This is a genomic window from Klebsiella sp. KP20-425-1, from assembly GCF_025813515.1.
Classification (GTDB): domain Bacteria; phylum Pseudomonadota; class Gammaproteobacteria; order Enterobacterales; family Enterobacteriaceae; genus Klebsiella; species Klebsiella pneumoniae.
Genome location: NZ_CP109614.1, coordinates 4,440,245 through 4,465,796, shown reverse-complemented (window position 1 = coordinate 4,465,796; position 25,552 = coordinate 4,440,245). Strand labels below are relative to the sequence as shown.

Sequence of the window (25,552 nt, the reverse complement as noted above, 5' to 3'; positions counted from 1 at the left end):
ATCTGCCGATACTTTAACCTGAAGCGCAGTGGCGGCTGAGGGGGGTGGGATCAAATAATGTGCAAAAATTCCCGGTCTGCGGGGCGGCAGAATTTGAAGCATCCCACACTTTTGCCAGTTTGGTGAAAAGTGCAATTTTTGTCGCCATTCATCCCTTCTTTTTCCCCACTGACTTATCAAAAATGCAGAAAAGCACTTTTATTAAACAAAAATTATACAAATAATTAACCCTGCAAGAGTGAGACATCCCTATGAAGACACAGGTCGCGATTATTGGCGCGGGCCCCTCCGGGCTGCTGCTGGGGCAGTTGCTGCACAACGCCGGGATCCATACCGTGATCCTTGAGCGTCAAACGCCGCAGTATGTGCTGGGGCGCATCCGCGCGGGAATTCTGGAAAGCGGTACCGTTGATCTGCTGCGCGAAGCGGGCGTGGCGCAGCGGATGGATGCCGAAGGCCTGGTGCATCATGGGGTGGAGTTTCTGTTTGACGGCCAGCGGGTGCCCGTCGCACTGAGCGAGCTAACCGACGGTAAGAGCGTAATGGTTTATGGCCAGACCGAAGTCACCCGCGATCTGATGGCTGCCCGGGCCGCCAGCGGCGCGCCGATCGTCTATGGCGTGAGCGAGGTGGCTATCCATGACGCCAAAAGCGACCGGCCGACGATCACCTACCTCAGCGAAGGGGAAACCTGCCGTCTGGAGTGCGATTTTATTGCCGGTTGCGACGGTTTCCACGGCGTATCGCGGCAAAGTATTCCAGCTGGCATTTTGCAGACCTACGAGAGCGTGTGGCCGTTTGGCTGGCTAGGCCTGCTGGCGGATACGCCGCCGGTCAATCCGGAGCTTATTTATGCGCACCATCAGCGGGGGTTTGTATTGTGCAGTCAACGCTCACTGACTCGCAGCCGCTATTATCTGCAGGTTCCGCTGAGCGATAAGGTTGAAGCATGGTCGGACGAGCGCTTCTGGCAGGAGCTGAAAAGCCGCTTGCCGGAGGAGCTGGCATCCAGGTTAGTGACTGGTCACTCACTTGAGAAGAGCATTGCCCCCCTGCGAAGCTTCGTCGTGGAGCCGATGCAATATGGGCGGTTGTTCCTGGTGGGGGATGCGGCGCATATCGTTCCGCCAACCGGGGCGAAAGGATTAAATCTGGCGGCATCGGACGTGAACTATCTGTGGCGGATTCTGCGCGAATACTACCATCGTGGCCGCAGCGATCTGCTGGCGACCTACTCGCAACTGGCGCTGGATCGGGTCTGGAAAGGGGAACGCTTTAGCTGGTTTATGACCCGCCTGCTGCATGATTTTCCGGATCAGAACGCGTTCGACGCTAAAATGCAGGCCGCCGACCGCCGCTACTATCTGGGCTCGCGCGCCGGGCTGACCACCATCGCGGAAAACTACGTGGGCTTGCCCATGGAGCGTGTCGCCTGAATTAAGAGGAGTCATCATGCCGTTCGTTCAAACCGTGCCCGTATTTAAGCTGTATGGCGAAGAGTGCGGCTGGCCGACGCCGGACCTGCTGCACTGTGAGTCGATTTTACAGCGCAGCAGCCTGTATCAGTGGCATATTCGCGTCCATCAGCATGCGGAAATGGTCCAGCTTCTCTATCTGCATCAGGGGCGGGCGGAGATCGAAATTGAAGGTGCCACCGAGGTGATGACGGAGTCCTGCATCCAGGTGGTTCCCGCCCTCTGTATTCACGGGTTTAATTTTTCACCCGGGACGCAAGGGTTTGTGCTCTCTCTGGCGCTGCCGCTGCTGAGCCGGTTTGAAAATCAGTTCGGTCGCCCTCTGGATGTGCTTAGCGTGCCGCAGTGTGTGCCGGTGGGCCGTTCTCGCGGGCGCATGCATACGCTGTTTTCAGCGCTTCGCGAGGAGTACTGCGAAGAGCACGATGCGCGAGAAATGATGCTCTATTCGCTGCTGGGGACGCTGTTGGTCTGGCTGAACCGACAGTGCCATCCCGCGTCCCCCGCGGAAGATAAAGCGGAGCGGAAGCGCAGCATGATGCGCCACTTCGCCCGCCTTATCGAGAGCCACTACCGACAGCATCTCCCGTTGGCGGAGTATGCGAAGCTGATTGGACTGTCGGTTACGCACTTAAATTATTTATGTCGTGAGTTTTATGGCTGTAGCGCTCTTGGAGTATTGCATCAGCGGTTGATGCTTGAAGCGCGACGCAATCTGCAGTACACCCGCATGACGATTACACAACTCTCTGATTATTTGGGGTTTAGCGATGCAGCCTATTTTTCGCGTTTTTTCCGTCGCTATAGCGGTATGTCACCCAAAGCATTTAGAGAAACAATTAAAGATAATGCTTCATAATGTTCAGTACTGAAATTATTTTTGCTAAATAATGTTTTTATCTTTTCTAATTTATTAGCGCAGGAACGTCTGTGTTAATATTAATCGCAAGTATACACGGCAATAATATTTTACACGGTATGACCACGGTTCGGTCGTTACGTATATCGTGTGCGCAGGCCATGAATATGATTTTAATATTCATCCAGGAAATGATATGGCGATAAAGTCGCTCGCCGATCGTTTGCAGGCAAGCGAAGGAACTTCGACAGGAAGCGGAGGTGTTATGTTACCAGGACAAGGTAAGTTTGGCGTCGTTATTAGTAAAATTCCCGTCATGCAATCAGGGTTAAAGGTGATCTTCAATGAGAACCTCCCTGATTACGAACTGAGTTTTTGTCGTTCTCATGATGAGCTCACCCTTTTACAACTGCGGCGGGCGGTGCTGGTTGTCGCGGATATCTCCGGCGAGATTGCGCACCCCCGAGCCGTCTGCGAGCGTTATTACTCCCTCATGACTCAGTACCGTGATATTCACTGGGTTTTTATGGTCAGCGACAGCCTCTATCCGTTGGCCGTTGAGCTATTAATTCGTCCTGAAAGCTCGTTGATCTCCGAGAGCGAGCCGGTTAACCGGCTGATTGAGGTGATTTGCGCCGGTAGCCGTGCGGCTGAACAGATTAGCCGTACGCTGTTTGCCGGGGATGAGGACAGCGATTTCGCAAGCTACCACTCTGCGGCGATGCTCACTCTTTCAGAGCGTAAAGTTCTGCGCCTTCTGGCGAAGGGGTGGGGAATAAACCAGATCGCCGCGCTGTTGAAAAAGAGTAATAAGACGATCAGCGCGCAGAAAAACAGCGCAATGCGTCGCTTATCGCTACGCAGCAACGCTGAAATGTATGCCTGGATCAACAGCGCGCAGGGAATGCAAGAGCTGAATATCAATTCAGCTTACGGGGAGCAAATGGAATGGAAAAAAATAGTACAACCCGCCATGTCGCCATCGTAGAAAAATGCGTGATGACGGAAATGGCATGGCGCTATATCTTTAGTCGTGAAGATAATCGCCGTTATCATATTCATCTGTTTAAAAATGTCAGTATGCTCAGGGCGGCGGAAATACCGTTTCCCTGGTCAACCATTATTTTTTCTCTTTCGGGAAGTCGTTCTTCACGAGCCGAGAGTCTGCTCTTTGTTCATGAAATGGCGCGGTGCCGGCCGGAAGTCCAAACGATTATTCTGGCTAATAATGAAAGTGAAATGCACCTGATCGGCCATCTTATGCCGGCCTGTTTGCACGGCATACTGAATAAATCCGCGCCGCGACGCGGGCTACAGGAGTGTTTGCTGCAGCTACTGGACAATCATCATCTCAGCGGCAGCGAACAATTTTGCGACAGAGAGGCGTGCAACGATCCGCTAAGCCCGACGGAGCACGCCATCCTTCGGTATATGTCGTGGGGATATTCGCTTTCTGATATTGCGATACAGCTCAACCGGAATATTAAAACGATCCGCGCGCATAAGTTTAACGCCATGACCAAGCTCGGAGTTCGCTCAGACATTGGTTTATTAAACGCGGCGGATATCCTGTTGCATTTACCGCTCAATAGTACGACCAGCGCCGTTAAACAGGTAGCGTAATGCGTCTATAAACACACATCTACCCATGTTGCATCGGTGAGCTGCGCCATGCGTTCTGGTTCAATGCGAACCGCGCTATGGATGGCTCCCGCTGCGGGTAGTACTTCCTGATAATGTCTGAGAGAGACGTCGCAGTAGACTGCCAGCGGGTTTTCCAGACCAAACGGGCAAACGCCGCCGACCGGATGACCGGTCCAGGTAACCACTTCATCGCTGCTTAGCATGCGTGCTTTCGCGCCAAAGGTCTCTTTCAGCTTTTTATTATCCAGCCGCGCATCGCCCCTGGCGACGATCAGTACAATCTTATCTTTGATCTTGAGCGACAGCGTTTTGGCAATTTGCCCCGGCTCAACGTTGTGTGCGGCAGCGGCAAGTGCGACGGTGGCGGTACTCTGATTTAACTCAATAATTTCGATATCGGGGGCGTGTTCGGCAAAAAACTGCCGTACAGACTGCAGACTCATTGGATTCTCCTGATTTAAGCCTGGTTAAATCTGTCACAAGCCTGGCGGAGTGTAAATATCAGCGCGGACAATCCAGATTCTTTCTATTTTGTCGATCTCCTTCACAATCGCCGTAACCGGTTACTGTAACCGGTTGCGGTTATCTGCATTGAGATGAATACTGGAACAGTCACTTCTCCTTTTATTTATAACAAAAGAGCCGTGTATGAATCGTTGCCTCATGAGCAGTATAGCCGGTTGCACATCCGCCAGCGGCCTGCTGCGTCAAAAAGCGGTCATCGTAACGGCAGGGTAATCGTTGTTGGGCCAGTATCAATAGCCTGTCAGGAGGGCTACTATGTCTGCTAACCATGCTGCGTTTAATTTGATATTTCGCTTTGTAGAAAATTACATAAGCCCCATAGCAGGGCGGATCTCGTCGCAGCGCCACGTCATGGCTATCCGTGACGGATTTATCTCAGCGATGCCGTTTATGATCGTCGGATCGTTCCTGTTAGTGTTTGCTTATCCACCGTTCTCACCGGATACCACCTGGGGTTTTGCCCGCGCCTGGCTGGATCTGGCGAAAGAGTTTGAGGGGCGTATTCTGACCCCCTTTGATATGACGATGGGGATCATGTCGATCTACATCTGCGCGGCAATCTCCTATAACCTCGGTAAGCATTACGAGAAATCCAATCAGCTCGATCCCTTTATGTGCGCAATGCTGTCGATCATGGCCTTTTTGCTGATTGCCGCGCCGAAAACCAATGGCACGCTGCCGGTGGATAGCCTCGGGGGGACCGGGATCTTTACCGCCATTCTGGTGGCGATCTACTGCGTGGAGATGATGCGTTTCTTGAAAGCGCACAACATTGGGATCCGCTTGCCGGACCAGGTTCCGCCGATGATCAAAAACTCGTTTGATCTGTTGATCCCGGTGCTGGTGGTCGTGCTGACGCTCTATCCGCTGAGCCTGTTTATCCAGCACCATTTTGACATGCTGATCCCGCAGGCCATTATGGCCATTTTCAAGCCGCTGGTTTCGGCAGCCGACTCTCTGCCGGCAATTCTGTTGGCGGTGCTGATCGGCCACCTGCTGTGGTTTGCCGGGATCCACGGTGCGGCGATCGTGTCCGGGATGCTGCAGATGTTCTGGCTGACTAACCTCGGTATGAACCAGCAGGCGCTGGCCCAGGGCGCGCCTCTGCCGCATATCTTTATGGAGGCGTTCTGGACCTTCTTTATCGTGGTCGGAGGTTCCGGGGCGACCATGGGACTGGTGTTCTGTTATCTGCGCAGCCGTTCAGCGCATTTGCGCTCCATTGGTCGTTTGAGCGTGGTGCCAAGCCTGTTCAATATCAACGAGCCGGTGATCTTTGGGACGCCTATCGTCATGAACCCAGTGTTCTTTATTCCGTTCCTGCTGGCGCCGATGGTGAACGCGGTGCTGGCCTGGGCGGCAATGAAGCTGGATCTGATTGGCCGCGTCATCTCCGTCGTACCATGGACGGCGCCAGCGCCAATTGGCGGCGCCTGGGCGTTGGGCTGGGATTTCCGGGCGGCGATTCTGGTCATTGTTCTGGCCTGCGTGTCGGCAATCATCTACTTCCCATTCTTTAAGGTATATGAGAAACAGCTGCTTGCTCAGGAAGCGGAAGAGGCCGAGCGGGCGGAGCAGGAGAGTCAACAGACCGCATAAATAGCAACGGGCGGTAAAGGCCGCCCGTTACTTTTCAGGTAAGTGGTAATTATTTAAGCGTACAGTCGCCGCACTGTTGGACATCCGGCAGGCGATAGCGCTGACAGCAGGTGCGTCGGACTAACTGCCCTTCACGCAGCATCACCGTTCGCCACAGCGGGTTATCCTGGCCATCGGCGAGTTGTTTTTCAAAAAAACAGTGCTGACGTAGCGCGGCAAGCCGCTCATCACCCAGCAGCGCGCGCATTTCCCCAAGATACCAGTTAATCAGATAGCCGGTATTGCTCCAGATAAGTTTGCTATTGATTTCGCCCGTCGCTGCCAGCGCCTCAACAACCGGCTGCAGGGTGCGCGTTACCAGGGCATCCATTCGCGCCTGCGGTGAAAGCCTCTCGATGTCGGCATCGCTATGCACATCAATCCAGAAGCAGGCCGCCCGGCCGCTTTCATGAAACTCGACATGGAAATGTTCTGGCGCCAGGCTGAGGCCTTGCGGTTCATTGAGCAGCGCCAGCATCAGCGGCGGCACCAGCAGGCCGATATACCATTGCGCCCAGAGCGAGAGCAGAGGCTTCTGTTCCCGAGGCAGCGTCGGCTGATGACGATAGATATGATCGGACCAGGTGGCCAGCAGGGAGCGCAAGGCGATGGGTTGCGACCATTCGGCAAGCGTTAACGCGTGCCGTGGGGCGGGTTCGTCAAGTCGCAGGAAATCAAGCAGGTGTGGACGCAGGGTGGCGATTTTTTCCCGAATACTCTCCGCCAGGGCATGCTCAGCCGTCGGCAAAGGAGCCCGCCAGATAAGTTCATCGCTGAGAGGAAGGGAACGCCAGGCCATTCGATTTCCAGATACAAATCTAAATGATAATGATTACTGATATTAGTTGCTTGCAGGCGGCATGGCAAGGCTTTTATCGGCGCCGCGATGTCGCAGCGCGCGCAGGTCAACTGGCAAGAATAATGTTGCGGCCTTTATTTTTGGCCTCATAGAGTGCGCCGTCGGCGCGCGCCAGCGCTTGTTCAATGTTGTCATTAATGAGCGGCGTCAGGCCAATACTGATGGTGACGTTGGTGGCGACGCTTTCATTAAACATATGCGGGATCTTCAGGTCATAGACCCGCTGACGTATACGTTCGGCTGTCTGCCAGGCCGTTTCTTCGCTGCTATTGGTCAGCAGCACCATAAACTCCTCTCCACCAAAGCGGGCAACAATATCGCGTGAGCGTACAGCGTTGCGAATGGCAGCAGAGACGCGAATAAGCGCCTGGTCACCCATCATATGACCATAGTGATCGTTATAGGCCTTGAAGTGATCGATATCGAGGAGCAGCACGTAGTGGTTGTCGCCGTCCAGCGCCAGCAGGGTATCGAGGCGGTTCTGCAGTCCGCGGCGATTATACAAACCGGTCAGGGGATCGAGCATACTGAGATCGTTGAGCGTATTGCGTTCATGCATCAGTTTATCCATTAAACCCTGCGTAAAGGCATCGCTGCGCTTCTGGATAATATTTTGCAGGGTAATACCGGCTATAGGCAGCATAAAGCAGTAAGTCATACGCAACCATTGTTCCCCCTCCGCCATTATCAGGCAGGCAAGGAAAGTTGGTAAAGAGTGGAGGGTAAAGGCAGTGATATTATTGGAAAAAGCGATGGTGCCGATAAACAGAATGCTTAATAGGGCGATCACCAGATAGTTAAAATGCGGTGGTGTCAATAGCATCGCTTTTGTCACTACGTGCCATGCCCATAGCATGCCAAATAACAACGAGATAGTGGGAATATTTATTTTCGATTGCGGCCATTTCCAGTGCCAGAGCAGCAGCAGCGCGCTGCAGACGACGATCAGGGCGCAGGGCAGCGTAAAACGAACTACCGTAAATAGGGGGGTGACCAGCGACAGCGAGGAAGAAATGAAATTAAGCAGTAAAAAAAGCCGTAAGGAATATTGATATTTTTGTGCGTAGTGTGCTCGCCAGGTTTGTGCAGTCATATCGGAAGAATCATTATTAGTCGTTAAATTTCAAAATGATGAAAGCCAAAAATGAAGAGTCTGATAACAATGTGCAAAAAAAGGTTATTTGCAAAATAAGCAAAATATTTAATATATATCGATAATCCGCTTAATTTATCACCTTCATGAATGTATGTCATTACCGCGAACGTAAAGAAAAAGGGGCAGAGCACGTCGCAAATGACAAATGATAAAGATTATCATATGATATTGGTTATCATTATCGTTGTAAGAGGTGAAACCATGCTGCAGCGAGCATTAGGAAGCGGCTGGGGAGTGATGATTCCCGGCGCGCTAATTGTCGCTCTCGGGTATGCCGGAGTGTCGGCTGACGTATGGCGGGTACTGGTCGCGGTGGGCATGCTGATGTCCGCGGCGATGATCTGGCATCGTCAATTGCGCCATTTTATCCTGCTGCCATCGTGTGTCGCGTTGATCGGCGGAATAATGCTGATGATTGTGGATATTAAACTGAGAGGATAATGCCGGAGAGGGAAGAATATTGGTGCGAGGGGGGGGACTTGAACCCCCACGTCCGTAAGGACACTAACACCTGAAGCTAGCGCGTCTACCAATTCCGCCACCTTCGCACAGTATTCTTTCTTTGAGATATTGCCTCGTTGGTGCGAGGGGGGGGACTTGAACCCCCACGTCCGTAAGGACACTAACACCTGAAGCTAGCGCGTCTACCAATTCCGCCACCTTCGCCCAGTGCGAGCAATATCTTCGTGGATTATGGTGCGAGGGGGGGGACTTGAACCCCCACGTCCGTAAGGACACTAACACCTGAAGCTAGCGCGTCTACCAATTCCGCCACCTTCGCATACCATCGATACTCTGAAAGTATCGTTACCACGGAGGCGCATTCTAGTGGTTTTCGGCGACACGTCAATAGTTAATTATGCAGGTTGTATCGATTGCTGCAAAAATGGGCGGATTTGCCCGCGGGAAGCGCCAGCGGTACCAGGAGCGGGCCGCCGGCGTGAAAAGACGATTATTTTTTCGCCTGACGGGTCATGATGGTGCGATAGACCTTAAAGCGCCCGGTCTGAGCGATCACCTCATGGAAGCCGAACGTTTCATCCAGCACCTGCGGATACGGCAGGAAGGCGTTGGCGACAATGCGCAGCTCGCCGCCGCTGTTCAGATGGCGAACCGCGCCGCGGATCAGCGCCTGGGCGGCTTCGAGACTGGTCTGCAGGCCGTCATGGAATGGCGGGTTGGAGATGATCATGTCGAAGCGACCATTGACCTCGGAGAAGACGTTGCTGGCAAACACATCGCCAGCCAGGCCGTTGGCGGCAAGCGTCGCGCGGCTGGCTTCAACCGCCGGGGCGCTGACGTCGCACAGGGTGAGGCGCACTTTCGGTGAATGGCTGGCCAGCGCGGCGGCCAGCACGCCCGCGCCGCAGCCGACGTCGAGCACTTTCCCTTTGGTATGCGGCTCGAGGGTGGAGAGCAGCAGCTGGCTGCCGACGTCCAGACCGTCGCGGCTGAAGACGCCCGGCAGGGTTTTAATCGTCAGATTATCCAGTGTGTATTCGCCCCAGAATGCGTCGGCGTCGAAGGTCGGCTGCTTTTCCAGACGGCCATGATAGAGGCCACAGCGGCGCGCGCTATCCACTTTGTTTAATGGCGCGTATTCAGCCAGCATCTGCTCCGCGCTGCGGACGCCGCTGCGGTTTTCACCGACGACGAAAATGTCGCTTCCCACCGGCAGCAGAGAGAGCAGGTTCATCAGCTGGAACTGCGCCTCTGGTTTGTTCTTTGGCCAGTAGTAGATCAGGGTGTCGCATTCGGCGACGTCAGCGGCCTCAGCCACTAAGCTAAAACGGACGGTGTCACCCATCTGGCGGTTGAGGACCTGCCAGTGGTGAAACTGTTGGGTGTGGGCGCGGCTGGCCGCGGTATCCAGACGCGCAGGCAGGTCATCCTGCAGGTCACCGGCAAACAGAACGCGGGCGGACTCGAAATCATCACTGTGGCGCAGCAAGACTTCACTTGCCGGGGTAAAAGCGGACATGAAACACTCCTTCATTAAGACTGGCGCCGATTATAGTAGTTTGTTGGCGCAGATACGACGGATTTGCTATATTGCGCGCTTTTTTAACAGGAGTGTTTCGCTATGACATCCCGACGAGACTGGCAATTACAGCAGCTGGGCATTACCCAGTGGTCGCTGCGCCGACCGGGGGCGTTGCAGGGCGAAATCGCTATCTCGCTTCCTGAACATATTCGTCTGGTGATGGTGGCGGAAACCCCGCCGTCGCTGACAGAGCCGCTGATTGGCGACATATTACGCGCGCTGGCCGTGACGCCAGATCAGGTCCTGCAGCTGACCCCGGAGCGGGTGGCGATGCTGCCGCAGGACAGCCGCTGCAACAGCTGGCGGTTGGGCACAGAGGCGTCGCTGCCGCTGGCGGGCGCCCAGGTGTCCACCCCCGCTTTTGATGAACTCCAGACCAGCGCGCCGGCTCGCAGGGCGCTCTGGCAACAAATCTGCGCACATGAACACGATTTCTACCCTCAGCACGGCTGATTTAACCAGAGCCTGGCACATCGAAAAACGCGCCCACGCTTTCCCGTGGAGCGAACAGACTCTGGCCAGTAACCAGGGGGAGCGCTATCGCAACTATCAGCTATCGGTAGATGGCGAAATGGCGGCTTTCGCCATTACGCAAGTGGTGCTGGATGAGGCGACGCTGTTCAATATCGCCGTCGATCCCGCGTACCAGCGCCGCGGCCTGGGGCGAGCGCTGCTGGAGCATGTCATTGATGAAGTCGAAAAACTCGGCGTCGTCACGCTGTGGCTGGAGGTGCGAGCATCCAACGTTGCCGCCATCGCGCTGTATGAGAGCGTAGGTTTCAATGAGGCAACCATCCGCCGCAACTACTATCCTACGGCCGACGGACGCGAAGACGCCATTATTATGGCTCTGCCAATCAGTATGTAACACAAGGTGATACGATGAAATGGGACTGGATTTTCTTTGATGCCGATGAAACGCTGTTTACGTTTGATTCTTTCAGCGGCTTGCAGCGGATGTTTCTCGACTACAGCGTGACCTTTACCGCCGAAGATTTTCAGGACTATCAGGCCGTGAACAAGCCGCTATGGGTGGATTACCAAAACGGCGCCATCACCTCGCTGCAGCTGCAGCACCAGCGTTTTGACAGCTGGGCGGAACGTTTGAATGTGCCGCCCGGGGAACTCAACGACGCGTTTATGAATGCGATGGCGGAAATCTGTGCCCCGTTGCCGGGCGCGGTCTCGCTGCTCAACGCGCTGCAGGGCAAGGTCAGAATGGGCATCATCACCAACGGCTTTACCTCGCTGCAGCAGACTCGTCTGGAGCGGACAGGTTTACGCGATCACTTTGATTTGCTGATTATTTCTGAACAGGTGGGTGTCGCCAAGCCGGACGCGCGTATTTTCGATTATGCGCTGGCGCAGGCGGGTAACCCACCGCGCTCGCGGGTGCTGATGGTCGGTGATACCGCCGAGTCGGATATTCGCGGCGGCGTGAACGCCGGACTGGCGACCTGCTGGCTCAATGCGCATCAGCGCGAGCTGCCGGCGGACCTCGAGCCGGACTGGACGGTGACCTCGTTAAGCGAACTGGAGCAGCTCCTGTGTAAACACTGATTGCCTCCCCCCCGTTGATGGGTAAAATAGCCGCAATTTTTCGTATTCCACATGCGTGGCCCATGGCCGCGTTTACTTAGAAGATTAATTATGACGTTGTCTCCTTATCTGCAAGAGGTGGCCAAACGCCGCACTTTTGCCATTATTTCTCACCCGGATGCCGGTAAGACCACCATCACCGAAAAGGTGCTGCTGTTCGGACAGGCGATTCAGACCGCCGGTACAGTAAAAGGTCGTGGTTCCAGCCAGCACGCGAAATCCGACTGGATGGAGATGGAAAAGCAGCGTGGTATCTCGATCACCACCTCGGTAATGCAGTTCCCGTATCATGACTGCTTGGTGAACCTGCTGGATACCCCGGGGCACGAAGACTTCTCCGAAGATACCTACCGTACCCTGACGGCGGTGGACTGCTGCCTGATGGTGATTGACGCGGCAAAAGGCGTCGAAGATCGGACCCGTAAGCTGATGGAAGTCACCCGTCTGCGCGATACGCCGATCCTCACCTTTATGAACAAACTCGACCGTGATATCCGCGATCCGATGGAGCTGCTGGATGAGGTCGAGAACGAGCTGAAAATCGGCTGCGCGCCGATTACCTGGCCTATCGGCTGCGGCAAGCTGTTCAAAGGCGTTTATCATCTCTACAAAGACGAAACCTACCTGTATCAGACCGGTAAAGGCCACACCATCCAGGAAGTGCGTATCGTGAAGGGGCTTAACAACCCGGATCTCGACGCGGCGGTGGGGGAAGACCTGGCGCAGCAGCTGCGTGACGAGCTGGAGCTGGTGCAGGGGGCGTCGAACGAGTTCGATAAAGATCTGTTCCTGGCCGGGGAAATCACCCCGGTCTTCTTCGGAACCGCGTTAGGTAACTTCGGCGTTGACCATATGCTGGATGGCCTGGTGGAGTGGGCCCCGGCGCCGATGCCGCGCAACACCGACACGCGTGAAGTCACCGCCACGGAAGAGAAATTCACCGGCTTCGTGTTTAAAATTCAGGCCAACATGGATCCGAAACACCGCGACCGCGTGGCTTTCATGCGGGTGGTGTCCGGCAAATATGAAAAAGGCATGAAGCTGCGTCAGGTGCGTATCGGCAAGGACGTAGTGATTTCCGACGCGCTGACCTTTATGGCGGGCGATCGCTCGCACGTTGAAGAAGCGTACCCAGGCGATATCATCGGCCTGCATAACCACGGCACCATTCAGATTGGCGATACCTTTACCCAGGGCGAGATGATGAAGTTCACCGGTATTCCGAACTTCGCGCCGGAACTGTTCCGTCGTATTCGCCTGAAGGATCCGCTGAAGCAGAAACAGCTGCTGAAAGGGCTGGTTCAGCTCTCTGAAGAGGGCGCGGTCCAGGTCTTCCGCCCGATCGCTAATAACGATCTGATCGTTGGCGCCGTCGGCGTGCTGCAGTTTGACGTGGTGGTAGCGCGTCTGAAAAGCGAATACAACGTGGAAGCGATTTACGAATCGGTCAACGTGGCCACCGCGCGCTGGGTTGAATCTACTGACGTGAAGAAGTTCGAAGAGTTCAAGCGGAAAAATGAAGTTCAGCTGGCGCTGGATGGCGGCGATAACCTGACCTACATCGCCCCGACAATGGTCAACCTGAACCTGACGCAGGAGCGTTACCCTGACGTGGTGTTCCGCAAAACGCGCGAGCACTAATCCCTGACGAAGCGCGGCGCAGGCCGCGCTTTTTTCTGATTACGCCCCCGTTCCCTTCCTTCTGGAAAGTTCTTAAAACACCGCTAATTCGTCTGTTTTTTATCCATATCCTCCGCAACCCCTTCGTCTGTCTACTATATTTAATTCGTGTTTTTAAAAATGCTGGCGTAATTCACTGCGATAAGACGCCAGCGCTGGTGAAAAAACGAGGACATAACGATGACCAGACTAAAGAATGCCAATATGTTGCTGGCGCTCTTCTTAGGCTTAGCCGCGTTGAACGCCTCGGCAGAGACGGAAAAAACAACGGTAGACAGTGCGAAGTCGGCTGCCAGCAATGCGGGAGAGGCGGTAGATAATTCGATTAACAAAGTCGGCGATTTTATGGATGACAGTACCATTACCGCACGGGTAAAAGCGGCGCTGATCGACCATAAAGATATTAACTCCGGCGATATTTCGGTGAAAACGGAGAATAAAGTGGTCACCCTCAGCGGCGACGTCACCAGTGCTGAACAGAAAAGTCAGGCACTGAGCGTAGCGAAAGAGGTCAAAGGCGTCTCACACGTTAACGACAAGCTGACGGTCCATCATAAATCATCGAGCGAGACGGCGACGCTGAAAGGCTATGCCGGGGATACCGCCATTACCAGCGAAGTGAAAGCCAAGCTGCTGGCGGATGACATTGTCCCTTCGCGCAATGTGAAAGTCGAAACCAACGCCGGCGCGGTACATCTGACCGGTACGGTGGCTTCCGCGGCGCAGGCGGAGCGTGCCGCAGAGATTGCGAAAGCGGTCTCCGGTGTGAAAAGCGTGCGCAACGATCTTAGCGTTAAGTAAACCGAGTTATTAACAAAAGTGTTGTCTGGCCAAGGTTGCCGAACGAATAGCAGCATCCACTGAGCGATGAGCTATACAGAAAGGGTGCGCAAACCGCTGTTCACCGTCCATTATGGTAAGGAGAAAAGTATGTTTCGATGGGGAATTATTTTTCTGGTCATTGCATTAATTGCTGCGGCTCTGGGCTTTGGTGGTCTGGCGGGTACGGCCGCTGGCGCTGCGAAAATCGTCTTTGTCGTCGGGATTATCCTGTTCCTGGTGAGCCTGTTTACAGGACGCAGACGTCCTTAGGCGGCCCGCGATGCGGGCGATACTGAAGCCTAAGCATTTTTACTGACACGTCATCTTACACAAAGCCAGTCCTGAGGACTGGCTTTCGCGGTTTAAGCGGCGGGCAAATTGCGTTACCTTGTCAGGAGAAGATCAATCGAACAGGAAAGCAGGGTGGGGCAACGCATTCCCGTCACGCTGGGCAATATCGCCCCGCTGGCGGTTAAACCCTTCCGACCAGGCAAGCTGGCGCTGGTATGCGAAGGCGGAGGACAGCGAGGGATTTTTACTGCCGGGGTGCTGGACGAATTTATGCGCGCCGGATTTAACCCCTTTGACCTGATGCTGGGTACTTCCGCCGGCGCGCAAAACCTCTCCGCCTACATGTGTAATCAGCAAGGCTATGCCCGCAAAGTTATCACCCGCTACACCACTTCACGCCAGTTTTTCGATCCGATGCGCTTTGTGCGCGGCGGCAACCTTATCGATCTCGACTGGCTGGTTGAGGCCACTTCGCAGCAAATGCCGCTTGCCATGAACTATGCCGAAGCGCAGTTCGCGTTGGGGAAAGAGCTGTGGCTATGCGCTTGCCGCGGTGACGATTACTCCGCCAGCTATTTTTCGCCGACGCCGCAAACGTGGCTGGATCTGATCCGCGCCTCCAGCGCCATCCCCGGCTTTTATCGCAGCGGCGTTTTGCTCGACGGCGTTAGCTACCTGGACGGCGGCGTCAGCGATGCGATCCCGGTGCAGGAGGCGGCCCGCCGCGGCGCCCAGACCATCGTGGTGATCCGTACCGTCCCTTCGCAGATGTTTTATACCCCGCAGTGGTTCAAGCGGATGGAGCGCTGGCTGGGAGAGAGTAGTCTGCAACCGCTGGTCAATTTGGTGCATCATCACGAAACCACCTACCGCGCCATCCAGCAGTTCATCGAGAAACCGCCGGGTAAGTTGCGGATCTTCGAAATCTATCCGCAGCGGCCGCTGCGCAGCATGGCGCTTGGCAGCCGACTACCGGCGCTGCTGGAGGACTACAAAACCGGGCGCCAGTGCGGCCGTTATTTCCTGGCAACGGTGGGTAAACTACTGGCCGACCAGCCGCCGCTGCTGCGCCACGCGCCGCGTATTGCCCGGCCCGCGCCGGTGGTGGTGCCGCCGGTGCCGGTGGCCAATGAAGCGCCCCAGGCGACCATCATTCCTGCGCCCCAGGCGAATGACCCCAGTTTTGATCATGAGGATCTGGCGTGACGCACCGTTTTATCGATACCCACTGTCACTTTGATTTTCCCCCCTTCGCGGCAGATGAGGTCGCCAGCCTGGCGCGTGCGGCGCAGGCCGGCGTCGGGCGAATTATCGTTCCAGCCATCTCTGCTGAGCGTTTTAGCCGCGTGCTGGCGCTGGCAGCTCAGCACGAAGCGCTGTACGCCGCGCTGGGTATGCATCCGATCGTCATCGAAGAGCATACTGATGAGGGACTGGCGCAGCTGGAAGCCTTGATGGCGCAGCGGCCGCCTAAACTGGTGGCGGTGGGAGAGATTGGCCTCGATCTTTATCGCGACGATCCGCAGTTTGATCGTCAGCAGGCGCTGCTGGAAGCGCAGCTGAGGCTGGCGAAGCGTTACGATCTGCCGGTGATCCTCCACTCCAGACGCACCCACGATAAGCTGGCGATGCTGCTGAAAAAACATGCCCTGCCGCGTACCGGAGTCATCCATGGCTTTGCCGGCAGCCTGCAGCAGGCCGAGCGCTTCGTTCAGCTTGGCTATAAGATCGGCGTTGGCGGCACCATTACCTATCCCCGCGCCAGTAAAACCCGTGAAGTGATGGCGCGTCTGCCGCTTTCCGCTCTGCTGCTGGAGACCGATGCCCCGGATATGCCGCTAAATGGCTTTCAGGGACAGCCCAATCGACCGGAACAAGCTGCACGGGTATTTGAGGCGCTGTGCGAACTGCGTCCGGAGTCGCCGGCAGCCATAGAAGAAGGGATCATGCACAATACGCTCGCCTTGTTTTCCCTTCCCCCGGTCTCTGTATGGTGATCGATTTCTCATAATTGTCCATCCATATCATTGATTTGCTTAAAATGTGTGAAGCCAGACGGGCAGGATAGTTTCAGGCCGATATAATCACGCGGTTAGTACTGGACTATCAAAAACACAGGGAATCTGTATGCAAATCCTCATGGGACTTATCGGCATGGTGGCGCTATTGGCCATTGCTGTGCTGCTCTCCAATAACCGAAAAGCCATTAACCTGCGCACCGTGCTCGGCGCCTGGATAATCCAGGTGGGTATCGGCGCGTTAATATTGTATGTACCGGCCGGGCGCGCGGCGCTATTAGCGATGTCGAATGGCGTCGCCAGCGTTATTGCCTACGGCAATGAAGGGATTAGTTTCATCTTCGGCGGGCTGGTCTCCGATAAAATGTTCGAGGTGTTTGGCGGCGGCGGCTTCGTCTTTGCCCTGCGCGTGCTGCCGGTGATCGTCTTCTTCTCGTCGCTGATTGCCGTGCTTTACTACCTGGGCATTATGCAGCTGGTCATTCGCATTCTCGGCGGCGCGCTGCGGGCAGTGCTGAAGACCTCACGTACCGAATCGCTGTCGGCCACGGCGAACATCTTTGTTGGCCAGACCGAAGCGCCGCTGGTGGTGCGTCCTTATATCGCCACCATGACTCGCTCGGAGCTGTTTGCGGTCATGTGCGGCGGCCTGGCCTCGGTGGCGGGCTCGGTACTGGCGGGCTATGCGCAGATGGGCGTTCCGCTGGAGTACCTTATTGCCGCGTCGTTTATGGCGGCGCCGGGAGGCCTGCTGTTTGCCAAAATTATCGTACCGGAAACGGAAAAACCGGACGATAACCCGGCTCATGACAGCCAAAGCGCTGACGCGGATAAACCGGCCAACGTGCTGGATGCCGCCGCCTCCGGCGCCGCGTCTGGTATGCAACTGGCGCTCAACGTCGGCGCGATGCTGCTGGCGTTTATTGCGCTGATCGCCCTGCTGAATGGCATACTCTCCGGCGTCGGCGGCTGGTTTAACCATCCTGAGCTGTCGCTGCAGATGATCCTCGGCTGGATCTTCTCACCGCTGGCGTGGGTGATTGGCGTGCCGTGGCACGAAGCGACGGTGGCGGGGTCGTTTATCGGCCAGAAGCTGATCATTAACGAGTTCGTGGCCTACATGAACTTTGGCGAATATTTAAAGGCGGATGCCGAAGTGGCGGCGGCCGGGCTGCAGGTCATTTCAGATCACACCAAAGCCATTATCTCTTTCGCGCTGTGCGGCTTTGCCAACCTGTCATCGATCGCCATTCTGATTGGCGGACTCGGGGGAATGGCGCCCAACCGGCGGCAGGATATCGCTCAGCTTGGGCTACGTGCGGTAGCAGCGGGGACGCTGTCCAACCTGATGAGCGCCACCATCGCCGGGGTTTTTCTCGCCCTGTAAGCCTGTCTCCTGAACCAGCGGCCACCGTGCCGCTGGTGTTGCTGTAAATGTGATAATTCCATCACCACTCTCTTTTTTGAAAAAAGATTTATATTTCAATTTGTAGCGTTTTTATTGCCCGTAAATTGGGCAAAATGTGCGCCACGCTATCGAGTGCATCTGTTATTGTGTGTTAGAATTATCACATTCTCATCGGCGGTATAGTATCGATTATGCTTAAGAGGGGACTAACGATAATTGCTGCGGTATTGAGTGGTAATTTGTGATCTTAATCACGTTACAGTAATGCAAATTAGTAAGTAGTTTTCATTAACTGTGATGAGTGTCGAAGTGTAACGACGAGCGAATGTTACAATAGTAACAGACTCGCAAGGTGAACAAACTATTGATCCGGCATGACGCCGGCGGAGTATGAAATGACTGATTTAAAAGCAAGCAGCCTGCGCGCGTTAAAACTGATGGACCTGACCACCCTGAATGACGACGACACCAATGAGAAAGTCATTGCCCTGTGTCATCAGGCGAAAACGCCGGTGGGTAACACCGCGGCGGTCTGCATCTACCCGCGCTTCATCCCGATCGCCCGTAAAACGCTGAATGAGCAGGGGACGCCGGATATTCGCATCGCCACGGTCACCAACTTCCCGCACGGGAATGACGATATCGACATTGCGCTGGCGGAAACCCGCGCGGCGATCGCTTACGGAGCAGATGAAGTGGACGTGGTCTTCCCGTACCGCGCGCTGATCGCCGGCAACGAGCAGGTCGGTTTCGAGCTGGTGAAAGCCTGTAAGGAAGCCTGTGCGGCGGCTAACGTGCTGCTGAAAGTGATCATCGAAACCGGTGAGCTGAAAGAAGAAGCGCTGATCCGTAAAGCGTCTGAAATCTCTATCAAAGCTGGGGCCGATTTCATCAAAACCTCGACCGGTAAAGTGCCGGTGAATGCCACGCCGGAAAGCGCGCGCATCATGATGGAAGTGATCCGCGATATGGGCGTTGAGAAAACCGTTGGCTTCAAACCGGCGGGCGGCGTGCGCAGCGCGGAAGACGCGCAGCAGTTCCTGGCGATCGCTGATGAACTGTTCGGCGCCGACTGGGCCGATTCTCGTCACTATCGTTTTGGCGCATCCAGCCTGCTGGCTAGCCTGTTGAAAGCCCTGGGTCACGGCGACGGCAAGAGCGCCAGCAGCTACTAATCCCTTGATTTGCCGGATGGCGCTGCGCTTATCCGGCCTACGAATTGATGCCTGTAGGCCGGATAAGGCGCTCGCGCCGTCATCCGGCAATTTATTCTCTTTGGGAGGTTACCGTGTTTCTCGCACAAGAAATTATTCGTAAAAAACGTGATGGTCAGGCATTAAGCGATGAAGAGATCCGCTTTTTCATCAACGGCATCCGCGACAATACTATCTCTGAAGGGCAGATCGCCGCGCTGGCGATGACCATCTTCTTCCACGATATGTCTATGCCGGAGCGCGTTTCGCTGACCATGGCGATGCGGGATTCCGGTACCGTTCTGGACTGGAAAAGCCTCAACCTTAACGGTCCAATCGTCGATAAACACTCTACCGGCGGCGTCGGGGATGTCACTTCGCTGATGCTGGGGCCGATGGTGGCCGCCTGCGGTGGTTACGTACCGATGATCTCCGGCCGCGGCCTCGGCCATACCGGCGGTACGCTGGACAAACTGGAAGCGATCCCGGGCTTCGATATCTTCCCGGACGACAACCGCTTCCGCGAGATTATTAAAGATGTTGGCGTGGCAATTATCGGGCAGACCAGCTCCCTTGCCCCGGCCGACAAACGTTTCTATGCCACCCGCGATATTACCGCGACGGTGGACTCCATCCCGCTGATTACCGCCTCGATTCTGGCGAAGAAGCTGGCGGAAGGGCTGGATGCGCTGGTGATGGACGTCAAAGTCGGCAGCGGCGCGTTTATGCCGACTTATGAACTCTCTGCCGCGCTGGCCGAAGCGATCGTGGGTGTCGCCAACGGCGCCGGCGTGCGCACCACCGCGCTGTTAACCGATATGAACCAGGTGCTGGCCTCCAGCGCCGGCAACGCCGTTGAAGTTCGCGAAGCGGTGCAGTTCCTGACCGGCGAATACCGCAACCCGCGCCTGTTCGACGTGACAATGGCGCTGTGTGTGGAAATGCTGATCTCCGGCAAGCTGGCGGCGGACGATGCCGAGGCGCGCGCGAAGCTGCAGGCGGTGCTGGATAACGGTAAAGCGGCGGAAGTGTTTGGCCGCATGGTCGCGGCGCAGAAAGGGCCGAGCGACTTTGTCGAGAATTATGCTAATTATCTGCCGACGGCGATGCTGAGCAAAGCAGTCTATGCTGATACCGAAGGTTTTATCAGCGCGATGGATACTCGCGCGCTGGGCATGGCAGTGGTTTCTATGGGCGGCGGCCGCCGTCAGGCATCGGACACCATTGACTATAGCGTTGGCTTTACCGAGATGGCGTGTCTGGGTGACCGCGTCGACGGACAGCGTCCGCTGGCGGTGATCCATGCCAAAGACGAGAACAGCTGGCAGGAGGCCGCGAAAGCGGTCAAAGCGGCCATTAAACTGGACGATAAAGCCCCGGAAATTACACCGACAGTCTATCGCCGTATCACTGAATAGCGATATACTGATCTGATCGCTTTTTTGCAGCGCAAGATGTATGGAGAACAAGATGAAACGTGCATTTATCATGGTGCTGGACTCCTTTGGGATTGGCGCAACGGAAGACGCAGACCGCTTTGGCGACGTCGGCGCCGATACGCTGGGCCACATTGCAGAAGCCTGCGCCAAAGGCGAGGCTGACCACGGCCGCAAAGGCCCGCTGAATTTACCGAACCTGACCCGTCTGGGTCTGGTGAAAGCGCATGAAGGCTCCACCGGTAAAATTGCCGCGGGTATGGATGGCAATGCCGAAGTGATTGGCGCCTATGCCTGGGCGCATGAACTTTCTTCCGGTAAAGATACCCCGTCCGGCCACTGGGAAATCGCCGGTGTGCCGGTGCTGTTTGACTGGGGCTACTTCAGCGACCATGAAAACAGTTTCCCGCAGGAGCTGCTGGATAAGCTGGTGAAACGCGCCAACCTGCCGGGCTATCTCGGCAACTGCCACTCCTCCGGGACGGTGATCCTCGATCAGCTCGGCGAAGAGCATATGAAAACCGGGAAACCGATCTTCTATACCTCCGCTGACTCGGTGTTCCAGATCGCCTGTCACGAAGAGACCTTTGGCCTCGACAAGCTGTATGAGCTGTGCGAAATCGCGCGTGAAGAGCTGACCGAAGGCGGCTATAACATTGGTCGCGTGATTGCTCGTCCTTTCGTGGGCGACAAAGCCGGTAACTTCCAGCGTACCGGTAACCGTCACGACCTGGCGGTAGAGCCGCCGGCGCCGACCGTGCTGCAGAAGCTGGTCGACGAGAAAAACGGCCACGTGGTGTCCGTGGGTAAAATCGCCGATATCTACGCCAACTGCGGTATCACTAAGAAAGTGAAAGCCACCGGGCTGGACGCGCTGTTCGACGCGACCATCAAAGAGATGAAGGAAGCGGGCGACGAGACTATCGTCTTCACTAACTTCGTCGATTTTGACTCCTCCTGGGGCCACCGTCGTGACGTCGCTGGCTATGCGGCGGGTCTGGAGCTGTTCGACCGCCGTCTGCCGGAGCTGATGGAGCTGGTTGGTGAAGACGACATTCTGATCCTCACCGCCGACCACGGCTGCGACCCGACCTGGACCGGTACTGACCACACCCGCGAGCATATCCCGGTGCTGGTGTACGGCCCGAAAGTGAAATCAGGTTCGCTCGGTCACCGTGAAACCTTCGCGGACATCGGCCAGACTATTGCGAAATACTTTGGTACGTCTGACATGGAATATGGCAAAGCCATGTTCTGAGGTCATTGCCCGGTGGCGCACAGCGATCCGGGCCTACGATTTGTAGGCCGGGTAAGGCGTAGCCGCCACCCGGCAAAAACAACAATGTAAAAGGAACTGAAGATGGCAACTCCTCACATTAACGCAGAAATGGGCGATTTCGCTGACGTCGTTTTGATGCCGGGCGACCCGCTGCGCGCGAAGCACATTGCAGAAACCTTCCTCGAAGACGTGCGTGAAGTGAACAACGTGCGCGGCATGCTGGGCTTCACCGGTACCTATAAAGGCCGCAAAATCTCCGTGATGGGCCACGGGATGGGTATCCCGTCCTGCTCTATCTACACCAAAGAGCTGATCACCGATTTCGGCGTGAAGAAAATCATCCGCGTGGGCTCCTGCGGCGCGGTGCGTGAAGATGTCAAACTGCGTGACGTGGTGATCGGCATGGGCGCGTGCACCGACTCTAAAGTGAACCGTCTGCGTTTCAAAGACCATGATTTTGCGGCGATTGCCGATTTCGGCATGGTGCGTAATGCGGTAGACGCGGCGAAAGCGCTGGGCGTTGACGCGCGCGTCGGCAACATCTTCTCCGCAGACCTGTTCTATACGCCGGACCCGTCCATGTTCGACGTGATGGAAAAATACGGCATTCTGGGCGTGGAAATGGAAGCGGCGGGTATCTACGGCGTGGCGGCGGAGTTCGGCGCGAAAGCGCTGACCATCTGCACCGTCTCCGACCACATCCGTACCCACGAGCAGACCACTGCCGCTGAACGTCAGACCACGTTCAACGACATGATCAAAATCGCACTGGAATCCGTGCTGCTGGGCGATAAAGAGTAAGAGCTGTTGTGCCGGGTGGCGGCTTCGTCTGACCCGGCCTACGGTTTTCCAGGCCCGCTAAGCGCAGCGGGCTTTTTTTATCAGCGCACCGCGCCGGCAATCCACGCCGACAGTTCTTTCAGTTCCGCTTCCTGCTCCGGGAAATCGCCGACCAGCGCCTCGCACTGCTGCTGTAATACTTCCGCCCGATACTGACAGCCGACTAAGCGTGCCGCCAGGGCCTCCAGCGGCGCCGGGTTCAGGCTATCGGTAAAGGCCTGCGCGCGGGTGATATGCCCTTTTTCGACGTCAAAATGCAGCTCAACGCCGCCCCAGCGAAAGCGCTCGTCCAGAAGATGAGAGAAGGCCGGCGCCTGGCCGAAGTTCCACTCCCAGCTGCTCTGACGGGCGAAGGTCTCAGCAAAATTTGGTAGATCCGGCGTGTTGTCGGGGGAGATCACCTCGGCGTCCACCCGTTCGCCGTAATGGCTGAAGAATGCTTCCTGGATCGCCTCGCAAACTTGCTGATGGGTAATGCCCGGCAGCAGCTCAACCAGGTTCGCCACCCGTCCGCGCACCGAGGTAATGCCTTTAGCCTGCAGCTTTTTCTGGTCCGGGTTGAGGTAGTTGGCGAGACGGCTTAAATCGGCGTTGAGCAGCAGGGTGCCGTGATGAAAACCGCGGTCCATGGTTTCACGATAGGCGGAGCCGGAGACTTTGCGGTCGCCGCTGTCGGTTTTGACCACCAGATCGTTGCGCCCGGAGGCTTCGGCGGTTACGCCGAGTGAATTAAGCGCCGTCAGCACAATAGCGGTGGAGACGGTTTTGTCGTACTCCGGTTTGCCTGCCATAAAGGTAAAGCAGGTATTGCCGAGGTCGTGGAACACCGCGCCGCCGCCGCTGCTGCGACGGGCCAGCCGCACATGGTCTTCCTCCATGCGGCGGGTATTACACTCCTTCCACGGGTTCTGCGCGCGGCCGATGACCACGGTATCGGCATTGCGCCACAGGAACAGCACCCGCTGGGTGGCGGGCATCTGGCGGAAAATGCACTCCTCGACCGCCAGGTTGAACCACGGGTCGTAAGAGTCAGAGAGCAGGAGGCGCAATGTGGACATTATAGATTTCCTTTCTTTTCATCGTCTTCATCCTCAACCGGCTTGTTGGCGGTGAGCAGGAAGGGCGATTGCTGCCAGCGGGTGCGTTTGCCCTGCAGCAGCGTGCGGGTCAGTACCACGCCGATAGCCAGGGACAGTAACAGCATCAGGCGTAAGATATTGGTGGTATTATCCACCTGCTTCGCCTCGGTCGCCAGGGTATGAGTATCGAGGGTCAGACGCAGGTAGCCCAGCGGGCCGTTTTTTCCTGGCACCGGTTCGACAATCTGCTGGTTGAAGTAGCCGCCGGCTTTTTTACCATCCAGCGCCAGCCGGTCGCGAACCTCGACGCTTTCGCCAGAGCGCGCCACCAGGTCGCCCTGTTCGTCATATACCCCGGCGTCCAGGACGCGGCTGTTATGGGTTAGCTGGGTCAACAGCTGATTGATGCGCTTCTCGTCAGGCGTCTCGCTGCGCATCAGCGGCGCGAGATTCAGCACCACCTGCTGCGCCAGCGTGCGGGCCAGCTCTTCCAGCTGCGGATTGCGTTGTTTCTGACTGTTCTGACTGAACCACGAAGCGCCCTGCATCAGCGCGACGAGCAGGGCGAGACAGATAAGAACAATGACCGCACGATGCAGCCGGAATTTCAGTTTTGCGCGAACCATATTCCACCTTTGAAAATTTGCAGCTTAATGTTGCCAGAAGCGCTGGTTACAAGGTAGCCTCATGCGTTATTTTCCTCGCCTGAATGAAGAGATGTGGAGCCGTAATGCCTAACAGTTTGACCTGGTGCGACCTGCCTGAAGACGTTTCCCTGTGGCCTGGGTTGCCGCTTTCCCTGAGCGGCGACGAGGTCATGCCGCTGGATTATCACGCCGGGCGCAGCGGCTGGCTGCTGTATGGTCGCGGTCTGGATAAACGTCGGCTGACGGCGTGGCAGCGTGAGCTGGGCGCCGCGTTAGTGATCGTTGCCTCCTGGGTGGTCGAGGATTACCAGGTGATCCGCCTGGCCGGTTCGCTGACTCCCCGTGCGACGCGACTGGCGCATGAGGCGGGGCTGGACGTCGCGCCATTGGGTAAAATCCCCCATCTGCGCACCCCGGGCCTGCTGGTGATGGACATGGACTCCACGGCGATTCAGATCGAATGCATCGATGAGATTGCGAAACTGGCCGGCACCGGCGAGCTGGTCTCGGAAGTGACCGAGCGGGCGATGCGTGGCGAGCTGGACTTCACCGCCAGCCTGCGCCAGCGCGTGGCGACGCTGAAAGACGCCGATGCCAGTATTTTGCTGCAGGTTCGCGACGCGCTGCCGCTGATGCCGGGCCTGGCGCAGCTGGTGCTCAAGCTGGAAACGCTGGGCTGGAAAGTGGCGATCGCCTCCGGCGGTTTCACCTTCTTTGCCGAGTATCTGCGCGACAAACTGCATCTCGACGCGGTATTCGCCAATGAGCTGGAGATCCGCGACGGCAAGCTCACCGGCAACGTGCTCGGCGATATCGTCGATGCGAAATATAAAGCCAATACGTTGCGCAAGCTGGCGGAAAAGTATGAGATCCCAACGGCGCAAACCGTGGCTATCGGCGATGGCGCCAACGACCTGCCGATGATTAAGGCAGCAGGGCTTGGCATCGCCTATCACGCGAAGCCCAAAGTGAATGAACAGGCGGAAGTGACTATCCGCCACGCTGACCTGATGGGGGTATTCTGTATCCTCTCGGGCAGCATGAACCAAAAGTAAGAGGT

General features: G+C 56.2%; 28 protein-coding genes and 3 tRNA genes. 20 read left to right on the top strand and 11 right to left on the bottom strand.

Annotation, left to right across the window (positions count from 1 at the left end; all coding sequences use genetic code 11):
- Positions 1-13 precede the first annotated feature (13 nt).
- On the bottom strand, positions 14-148 hold the full coding sequence (locus OHJ17_RS21850; protein ID WP_254910869.1) for a hypothetical protein: 135 nt from the start codon (positions 146-148) through the stop codon (positions 14-16).
- A gap of 103 nt (positions 149-251) precedes the next feature.
- Between OHJ17_RS21850 and pobA the strand changes: the two genes are divergently transcribed.
- The 4 genes from pobA to bglJ all read left to right on the top strand — a co-directional run bounded on the left by pobA (position 252) and on the right by bglJ (position 3,957).
- A complete protein-coding gene (gene pobA, locus OHJ17_RS21845) occupies positions 252-1,436 on the top strand; it encodes a 4-hydroxybenzoate 3-monooxygenase (RefSeq protein ID WP_004178539.1) in 1,185 nt (394 codons plus the stop codon).
- A gap of 16 nt (positions 1,437-1,452) precedes the next feature.
- Positions 1,453-2,334, top strand: coding sequence for a helix-turn-helix domain-containing protein (locus OHJ17_RS21840; protein WP_009485342.1), 882 nt, complete (start codon positions 1,453-1,455; stop codon positions 2,332-2,334).
- 265 nt (positions 2,335-2,599) lie between these two features.
- On the top strand, positions 2,600-3,322 hold the full coding sequence (locus tag OHJ17_RS21835) for a helix-turn-helix transcriptional regulator (protein ID WP_002887645.1): 723 nt from the start codon (positions 2,600-2,602) through the stop codon (positions 3,320-3,322).
- A complete protein-coding gene (gene bglJ / locus OHJ17_RS21830; protein WP_012737371.1) occupies positions 3,283-3,957 on the top strand; it encodes a DNA-binding transcriptional activator BglJ in 675 nt (224 codons plus the stop codon). The genes OHJ17_RS21835 and bglJ overlap by 40 nt, the downstream gene beginning before the upstream one ends.
- A gap of 5 nt (positions 3,958-3,962) precedes the next feature.
- Here the strand turns inward: bglJ and OHJ17_RS21825 are convergent, their stop codons facing one another.
- Entirely contained in the window at positions 3,963-4,421 is a 459-nt protein-coding gene (locus tag OHJ17_RS21825; protein WP_004151383.1) for a YbaK/EbsC family protein, read from the bottom strand.
- A 337-nt stretch (positions 4,422-4,758) separates the two neighbouring features.
- Between OHJ17_RS21825 and OHJ17_RS21820 the strand changes: the two genes are divergently transcribed.
- Positions 4,759-6,102 (top strand): PTS cellobiose transporter subunit IIC, encoded by a 1,344-nt coding sequence (locus OHJ17_RS21820; protein ID WP_002887650.1) that lies wholly within the window; start codon positions 4,759-4,761, stop codon positions 6,100-6,102.
- Between the two features lie 49 nt (positions 6,103-6,151).
- Here the strand turns inward: OHJ17_RS21820 and fhuF are convergent, their stop codons facing one another.
- From fhuF to OHJ17_RS21805, 3 genes are all read right to left on the bottom strand, one after another.
- Positions 6,152-6,940: a siderophore-iron reductase FhuF gene (fhuF, locus tag OHJ17_RS21815; protein WP_002887652.1), complete on the bottom strand. Its 789-nt coding sequence runs from the start codon at positions 6,938-6,940 to the stop codon at positions 6,152-6,154.
- Positions 6,941-7,046: 106 nt separating this feature from the next.
- Positions 7,047-8,093, bottom strand: coding sequence for a GGDEF domain-containing protein (locus tag OHJ17_RS21810; protein WP_032433821.1), 1,047 nt, complete (start codon positions 8,091-8,093; stop codon positions 7,047-7,049).
- 23 nt (positions 8,094-8,116) lie between these two features.
- Positions 8,117-8,287 carry a hypothetical protein gene (locus OHJ17_RS21805; RefSeq protein WP_004221147.1) on the bottom strand — a complete coding sequence of 57 codons (171 nt, stop codon included), beginning with the start codon at positions 8,285-8,287 and terminating at the stop codon, positions 8,117-8,119.
- A gap of 70 nt (positions 8,288-8,357) precedes the next feature.
- On the opposite strand from OHJ17_RS21805, the gene OHJ17_RS21800 reads away from it, so the two are divergent.
- Positions 8,358-8,597, top strand: coding sequence for a DUF1435 domain-containing protein (locus OHJ17_RS21800; RefSeq protein ID WP_002887654.1), 240 nt, complete (start codon positions 8,358-8,360; stop codon positions 8,595-8,597).
- A gap of 20 nt (positions 8,598-8,617) precedes the next feature.
- On the opposite strand, the gene OHJ17_RS21795 is transcribed toward OHJ17_RS21800, so the two are convergent.
- The 4 genes from OHJ17_RS21795 to rsmC form a co-directional block, all read right to left on the bottom strand.
- Positions 8,618-8,704, bottom strand: a tRNA-Leu gene (locus OHJ17_RS21795).
- A gap of 31 nt (positions 8,705-8,735) precedes the next feature.
- A tRNA-Leu gene (locus OHJ17_RS21790) sits at positions 8,736-8,822 on the bottom strand.
- Between the two features lie 28 nt (positions 8,823-8,850).
- A tRNA-Leu gene (locus OHJ17_RS21785) sits at positions 8,851-8,937 on the bottom strand.
- Between the two features lie 171 nt (positions 8,938-9,108).
- The gene (rsmC, locus tag OHJ17_RS21780; RefSeq protein ID WP_004177499.1) at positions 9,109-10,137 is read right to left on the bottom strand and encodes a 16S rRNA (guanine(1207)-N(2))-methyltransferase RsmC; all 1,029 of its coding nucleotides are present in this window, start codon (positions 10,135-10,137) and stop codon (positions 9,109-9,111) included.
- A 102-nt stretch (positions 10,138-10,239) separates the two neighbouring features.
- On the opposite strand from rsmC, the gene OHJ17_RS21775 reads away from it, so the two are divergent.
- From OHJ17_RS21775 to deoD, 13 genes are all read left to right on the top strand, one after another.
- Positions 10,240-10,653 (top strand): DNA polymerase III subunit psi, encoded by a 414-nt coding sequence (locus OHJ17_RS21775; protein WP_004146046.1) that lies wholly within the window; start codon positions 10,240-10,242, stop codon positions 10,651-10,653.
- Positions 10,622-11,068 (top strand): ribosomal protein S18-alanine N-acetyltransferase, encoded by a 447-nt coding sequence (rimI, locus tag OHJ17_RS21770; RefSeq protein ID WP_004222533.1) that lies wholly within the window; start codon positions 10,622-10,624, stop codon positions 11,066-11,068. The genes OHJ17_RS21775 and rimI overlap by 32 nt, the downstream gene beginning before the upstream one ends.
- A 14-nt stretch (positions 11,069-11,082) precedes the next feature.
- Positions 11,083-11,760 carry a pyrimidine 5'-nucleotidase gene (yjjG, locus tag OHJ17_RS21765; RefSeq protein WP_004146044.1) on the top strand — a complete coding sequence of 226 codons (678 nt, stop codon included), beginning with the start codon at positions 11,083-11,085 and terminating at the stop codon, positions 11,758-11,760.
- Positions 11,761-11,850: 90 nt separating this feature from the next.
- Positions 11,851-13,440: a peptide chain release factor 3 gene (prfC, locus tag OHJ17_RS21760; protein WP_002887711.1), complete on the top strand. Its 1,590-nt coding sequence runs from the start codon at positions 11,851-11,853 to the stop codon at positions 13,438-13,440.
- Positions 13,441-13,659: 219 nt separating this feature from the next.
- Complete coding sequence (gene osmY / locus OHJ17_RS21755) at positions 13,660-14,280, top strand: molecular chaperone OsmY (RefSeq protein WP_004146042.1); 621 nt, start codon at positions 13,660-13,662, stop codon at positions 14,278-14,280.
- A gap of 129 nt (positions 14,281-14,409) precedes the next feature.
- On the top strand, positions 14,410-14,571 hold the full coding sequence (locus tag OHJ17_RS21750; RefSeq protein WP_002887716.1) for a DUF1328 domain-containing protein: 162 nt from the start codon (positions 14,410-14,412) through the stop codon (positions 14,569-14,571).
- A gap of 153 nt (positions 14,572-14,724) precedes the next feature.
- Positions 14,725-15,798: a patatin-like phospholipase family protein gene (locus OHJ17_RS21745; RefSeq protein ID WP_004146038.1), complete on the top strand. Its 1,074-nt coding sequence runs from the start codon at positions 14,725-14,727 to the stop codon at positions 15,796-15,798.
- Complete coding sequence (locus OHJ17_RS21740) at positions 15,795-16,589, top strand: metal-dependent hydrolase (protein WP_004192101.1); 795 nt, start codon at positions 15,795-15,797, stop codon at positions 16,587-16,589. The genes OHJ17_RS21745 and OHJ17_RS21740 overlap by 4 nt, the downstream gene beginning before the upstream one ends.
- Positions 16,590-16,719: 130 nt before the next feature.
- Positions 16,720-17,997, top strand: coding sequence for a NupC/NupG family nucleoside CNT transporter (locus tag OHJ17_RS21735; protein WP_004146034.1), 1,278 nt, complete (start codon positions 16,720-16,722; stop codon positions 17,995-17,997).
- 416 nt (positions 17,998-18,413) lie between these two features.
- Positions 18,414-19,193, top strand: a complete 780-nt coding sequence (deoC, locus tag OHJ17_RS21730) for a deoxyribose-phosphate aldolase (RefSeq protein ID WP_002887784.1) — start codon at positions 18,414-18,416, stop codon at positions 19,191-19,193.
- A 113-nt stretch (positions 19,194-19,306) separates the two neighbouring features.
- Positions 19,307-20,629 carry a thymidine phosphorylase gene (deoA, locus tag OHJ17_RS21725; protein WP_032433822.1) on the top strand — a complete coding sequence of 441 codons (1,323 nt, stop codon included), beginning with the start codon at positions 19,307-19,309 and terminating at the stop codon, positions 20,627-20,629.
- 52 nt (positions 20,630-20,681) lie between these two features.
- Positions 20,682-21,905, top strand: a complete 1,224-nt coding sequence (gene deoB, locus OHJ17_RS21720; protein ID WP_032433823.1) for a phosphopentomutase — start codon at positions 20,682-20,684, stop codon at positions 21,903-21,905.
- Positions 21,906-22,007: 102 nt separating this feature from the next.
- The gene (gene deoD / locus OHJ17_RS21715) at positions 22,008-22,727 is read left to right on the top strand and encodes a purine-nucleoside phosphorylase (protein ID WP_002887789.1); all 720 of its coding nucleotides are present in this window, start codon (positions 22,008-22,010) and stop codon (positions 22,725-22,727) included.
- A gap of 80 nt (positions 22,728-22,807) precedes the next feature.
- On the opposite strand, the gene lplA is transcribed toward deoD, so the two are convergent.
- Together lplA and OHJ17_RS21705 are read right to left on the bottom strand one after the other, a co-directional pair.
- A complete protein-coding gene (gene lplA / locus OHJ17_RS21710) occupies positions 22,808-23,824 on the bottom strand; it encodes a lipoate--protein ligase LplA (RefSeq protein WP_004146971.1) in 1,017 nt (338 codons plus the stop codon).
- Positions 23,824-24,471, bottom strand: coding sequence for a YtjB family periplasmic protein (locus tag OHJ17_RS21705; protein WP_002887794.1), 648 nt, complete (start codon positions 24,469-24,471; stop codon positions 23,824-23,826). Before OHJ17_RS21705 ends, lplA begins: the two co-directional genes overlap by 1 nt.
- A gap of 104 nt (positions 24,472-24,575) precedes the next feature.
- Here OHJ17_RS21705 and serB point away from each other — a divergent pair, with 104 nt between their 5' ends.
- Positions 24,576-25,547 (top strand): phosphoserine phosphatase, encoded by a 972-nt coding sequence (gene serB, locus OHJ17_RS21700; protein WP_004177487.1) that lies wholly within the window; start codon positions 24,576-24,578, stop codon positions 25,545-25,547.
- Positions 25,548-25,552: the final 5 nt, after the last annotated feature.

Coding starts and splice junctions, on each gene's coding strand:
- OHJ17_RS21850 (WP_254910869.1), bottom strand. CDS start 148: ATGGCGACAAAAATTGCACTTTTCACCAAACTGGCAAAAGTGTGGGAT.
- pobA (WP_004178539.1), top strand. CDS start 252: ATGAAGACACAGGTCGCGATTATTGGCGCGGGCCCCTCCGGGCTGCTG.
- OHJ17_RS21840 (WP_009485342.1), top strand. CDS start 1,453: ATGCCGTTCGTTCAAACCGTGCCCGTATTTAAGCTGTATGGCGAAGAG.
- OHJ17_RS21835 (WP_002887645.1), top strand. CDS start 2,600: ATGTTACCAGGACAAGGTAAGTTTGGCGTCGTTATTAGTAAAATTCCC.
- bglJ (WP_012737371.1), top strand. CDS start 3,283: ATGGAAAAAAATAGTACAACCCGCCATGTCGCCATCGTAGAAAAATGC.
- OHJ17_RS21825 (WP_004151383.1), bottom strand. CDS start 4,421: ATGAGTCTGCAGTCTGTACGGCAGTTTTTTGCCGAACACGCCCCCGAT.
- OHJ17_RS21820 (WP_002887650.1), top strand. CDS start 4,759: ATGTCTGCTAACCATGCTGCGTTTAATTTGATATTTCGCTTTGTAGAA.
- fhuF (WP_002887652.1), bottom strand. CDS start 6,940: ATGGCCTGGCGTTCCCTTCCTCTCAGCGATGAACTTATCTGGCGGGCT.
- OHJ17_RS21810 (WP_032433821.1), bottom strand. CDS start 8,093: ATGACTGCACAAACCTGGCGAGCACACTACGCACAAAAATATCAATAT.
- OHJ17_RS21800 (WP_002887654.1), top strand. CDS start 8,358: ATGCTGCAGCGAGCATTAGGAAGCGGCTGGGGAGTGATGATTCCCGGC.
- rsmC (WP_004177499.1), bottom strand. CDS start 10,137: ATGTCCGCTTTTACCCCGGCAAGTGAAGTCTTGCTGCGCCACAGTGAT.
- OHJ17_RS21775 (WP_004146046.1), top strand. CDS start 10,240: ATGACATCCCGACGAGACTGGCAATTACAGCAGCTGGGCATTACCCAG.
- rimI (WP_004222533.1), top strand. CDS start 10,622: ATGAACACGATTTCTACCCTCAGCACGGCTGATTTAACCAGAGCCTGG.
- yjjG (WP_004146044.1), top strand. CDS start 11,083: ATGAAATGGGACTGGATTTTCTTTGATGCCGATGAAACGCTGTTTACG.
- prfC (WP_002887711.1), top strand. CDS start 11,851: ATGACGTTGTCTCCTTATCTGCAAGAGGTGGCCAAACGCCGCACTTTT.
- osmY (WP_004146042.1), top strand. CDS start 13,660: ATGACCAGACTAAAGAATGCCAATATGTTGCTGGCGCTCTTCTTAGGC.
- OHJ17_RS21750 (WP_002887716.1), top strand. CDS start 14,410: ATGTTTCGATGGGGAATTATTTTTCTGGTCATTGCATTAATTGCTGCG.
- OHJ17_RS21735 (WP_004146034.1), top strand. CDS start 16,720: ATGCAAATCCTCATGGGACTTATCGGCATGGTGGCGCTATTGGCCATT.
- deoC (WP_002887784.1), top strand. CDS start 18,414: ATGACTGATTTAAAAGCAAGCAGCCTGCGCGCGTTAAAACTGATGGAC.
- deoB (WP_032433823.1), top strand. CDS start 20,682: ATGAAACGTGCATTTATCATGGTGCTGGACTCCTTTGGGATTGGCGCA.
- deoD (WP_002887789.1), top strand. CDS start 22,008: ATGGCAACTCCTCACATTAACGCAGAAATGGGCGATTTCGCTGACGTC.
- lplA (WP_004146971.1), bottom strand. CDS start 23,824: ATGTCCACATTGCGCCTCCTGCTCTCTGACTCTTACGACCCGTGGTTC.
- OHJ17_RS21705 (WP_002887794.1), bottom strand. CDS start 24,471: ATGGTTCGCGCAAAACTGAAATTCCGGCTGCATCGTGCGGTCATTGTT.
- serB (WP_004177487.1), top strand. CDS start 24,576: ATGCCTAACAGTTTGACCTGGTGCGACCTGCCTGAAGACGTTTCCCTG.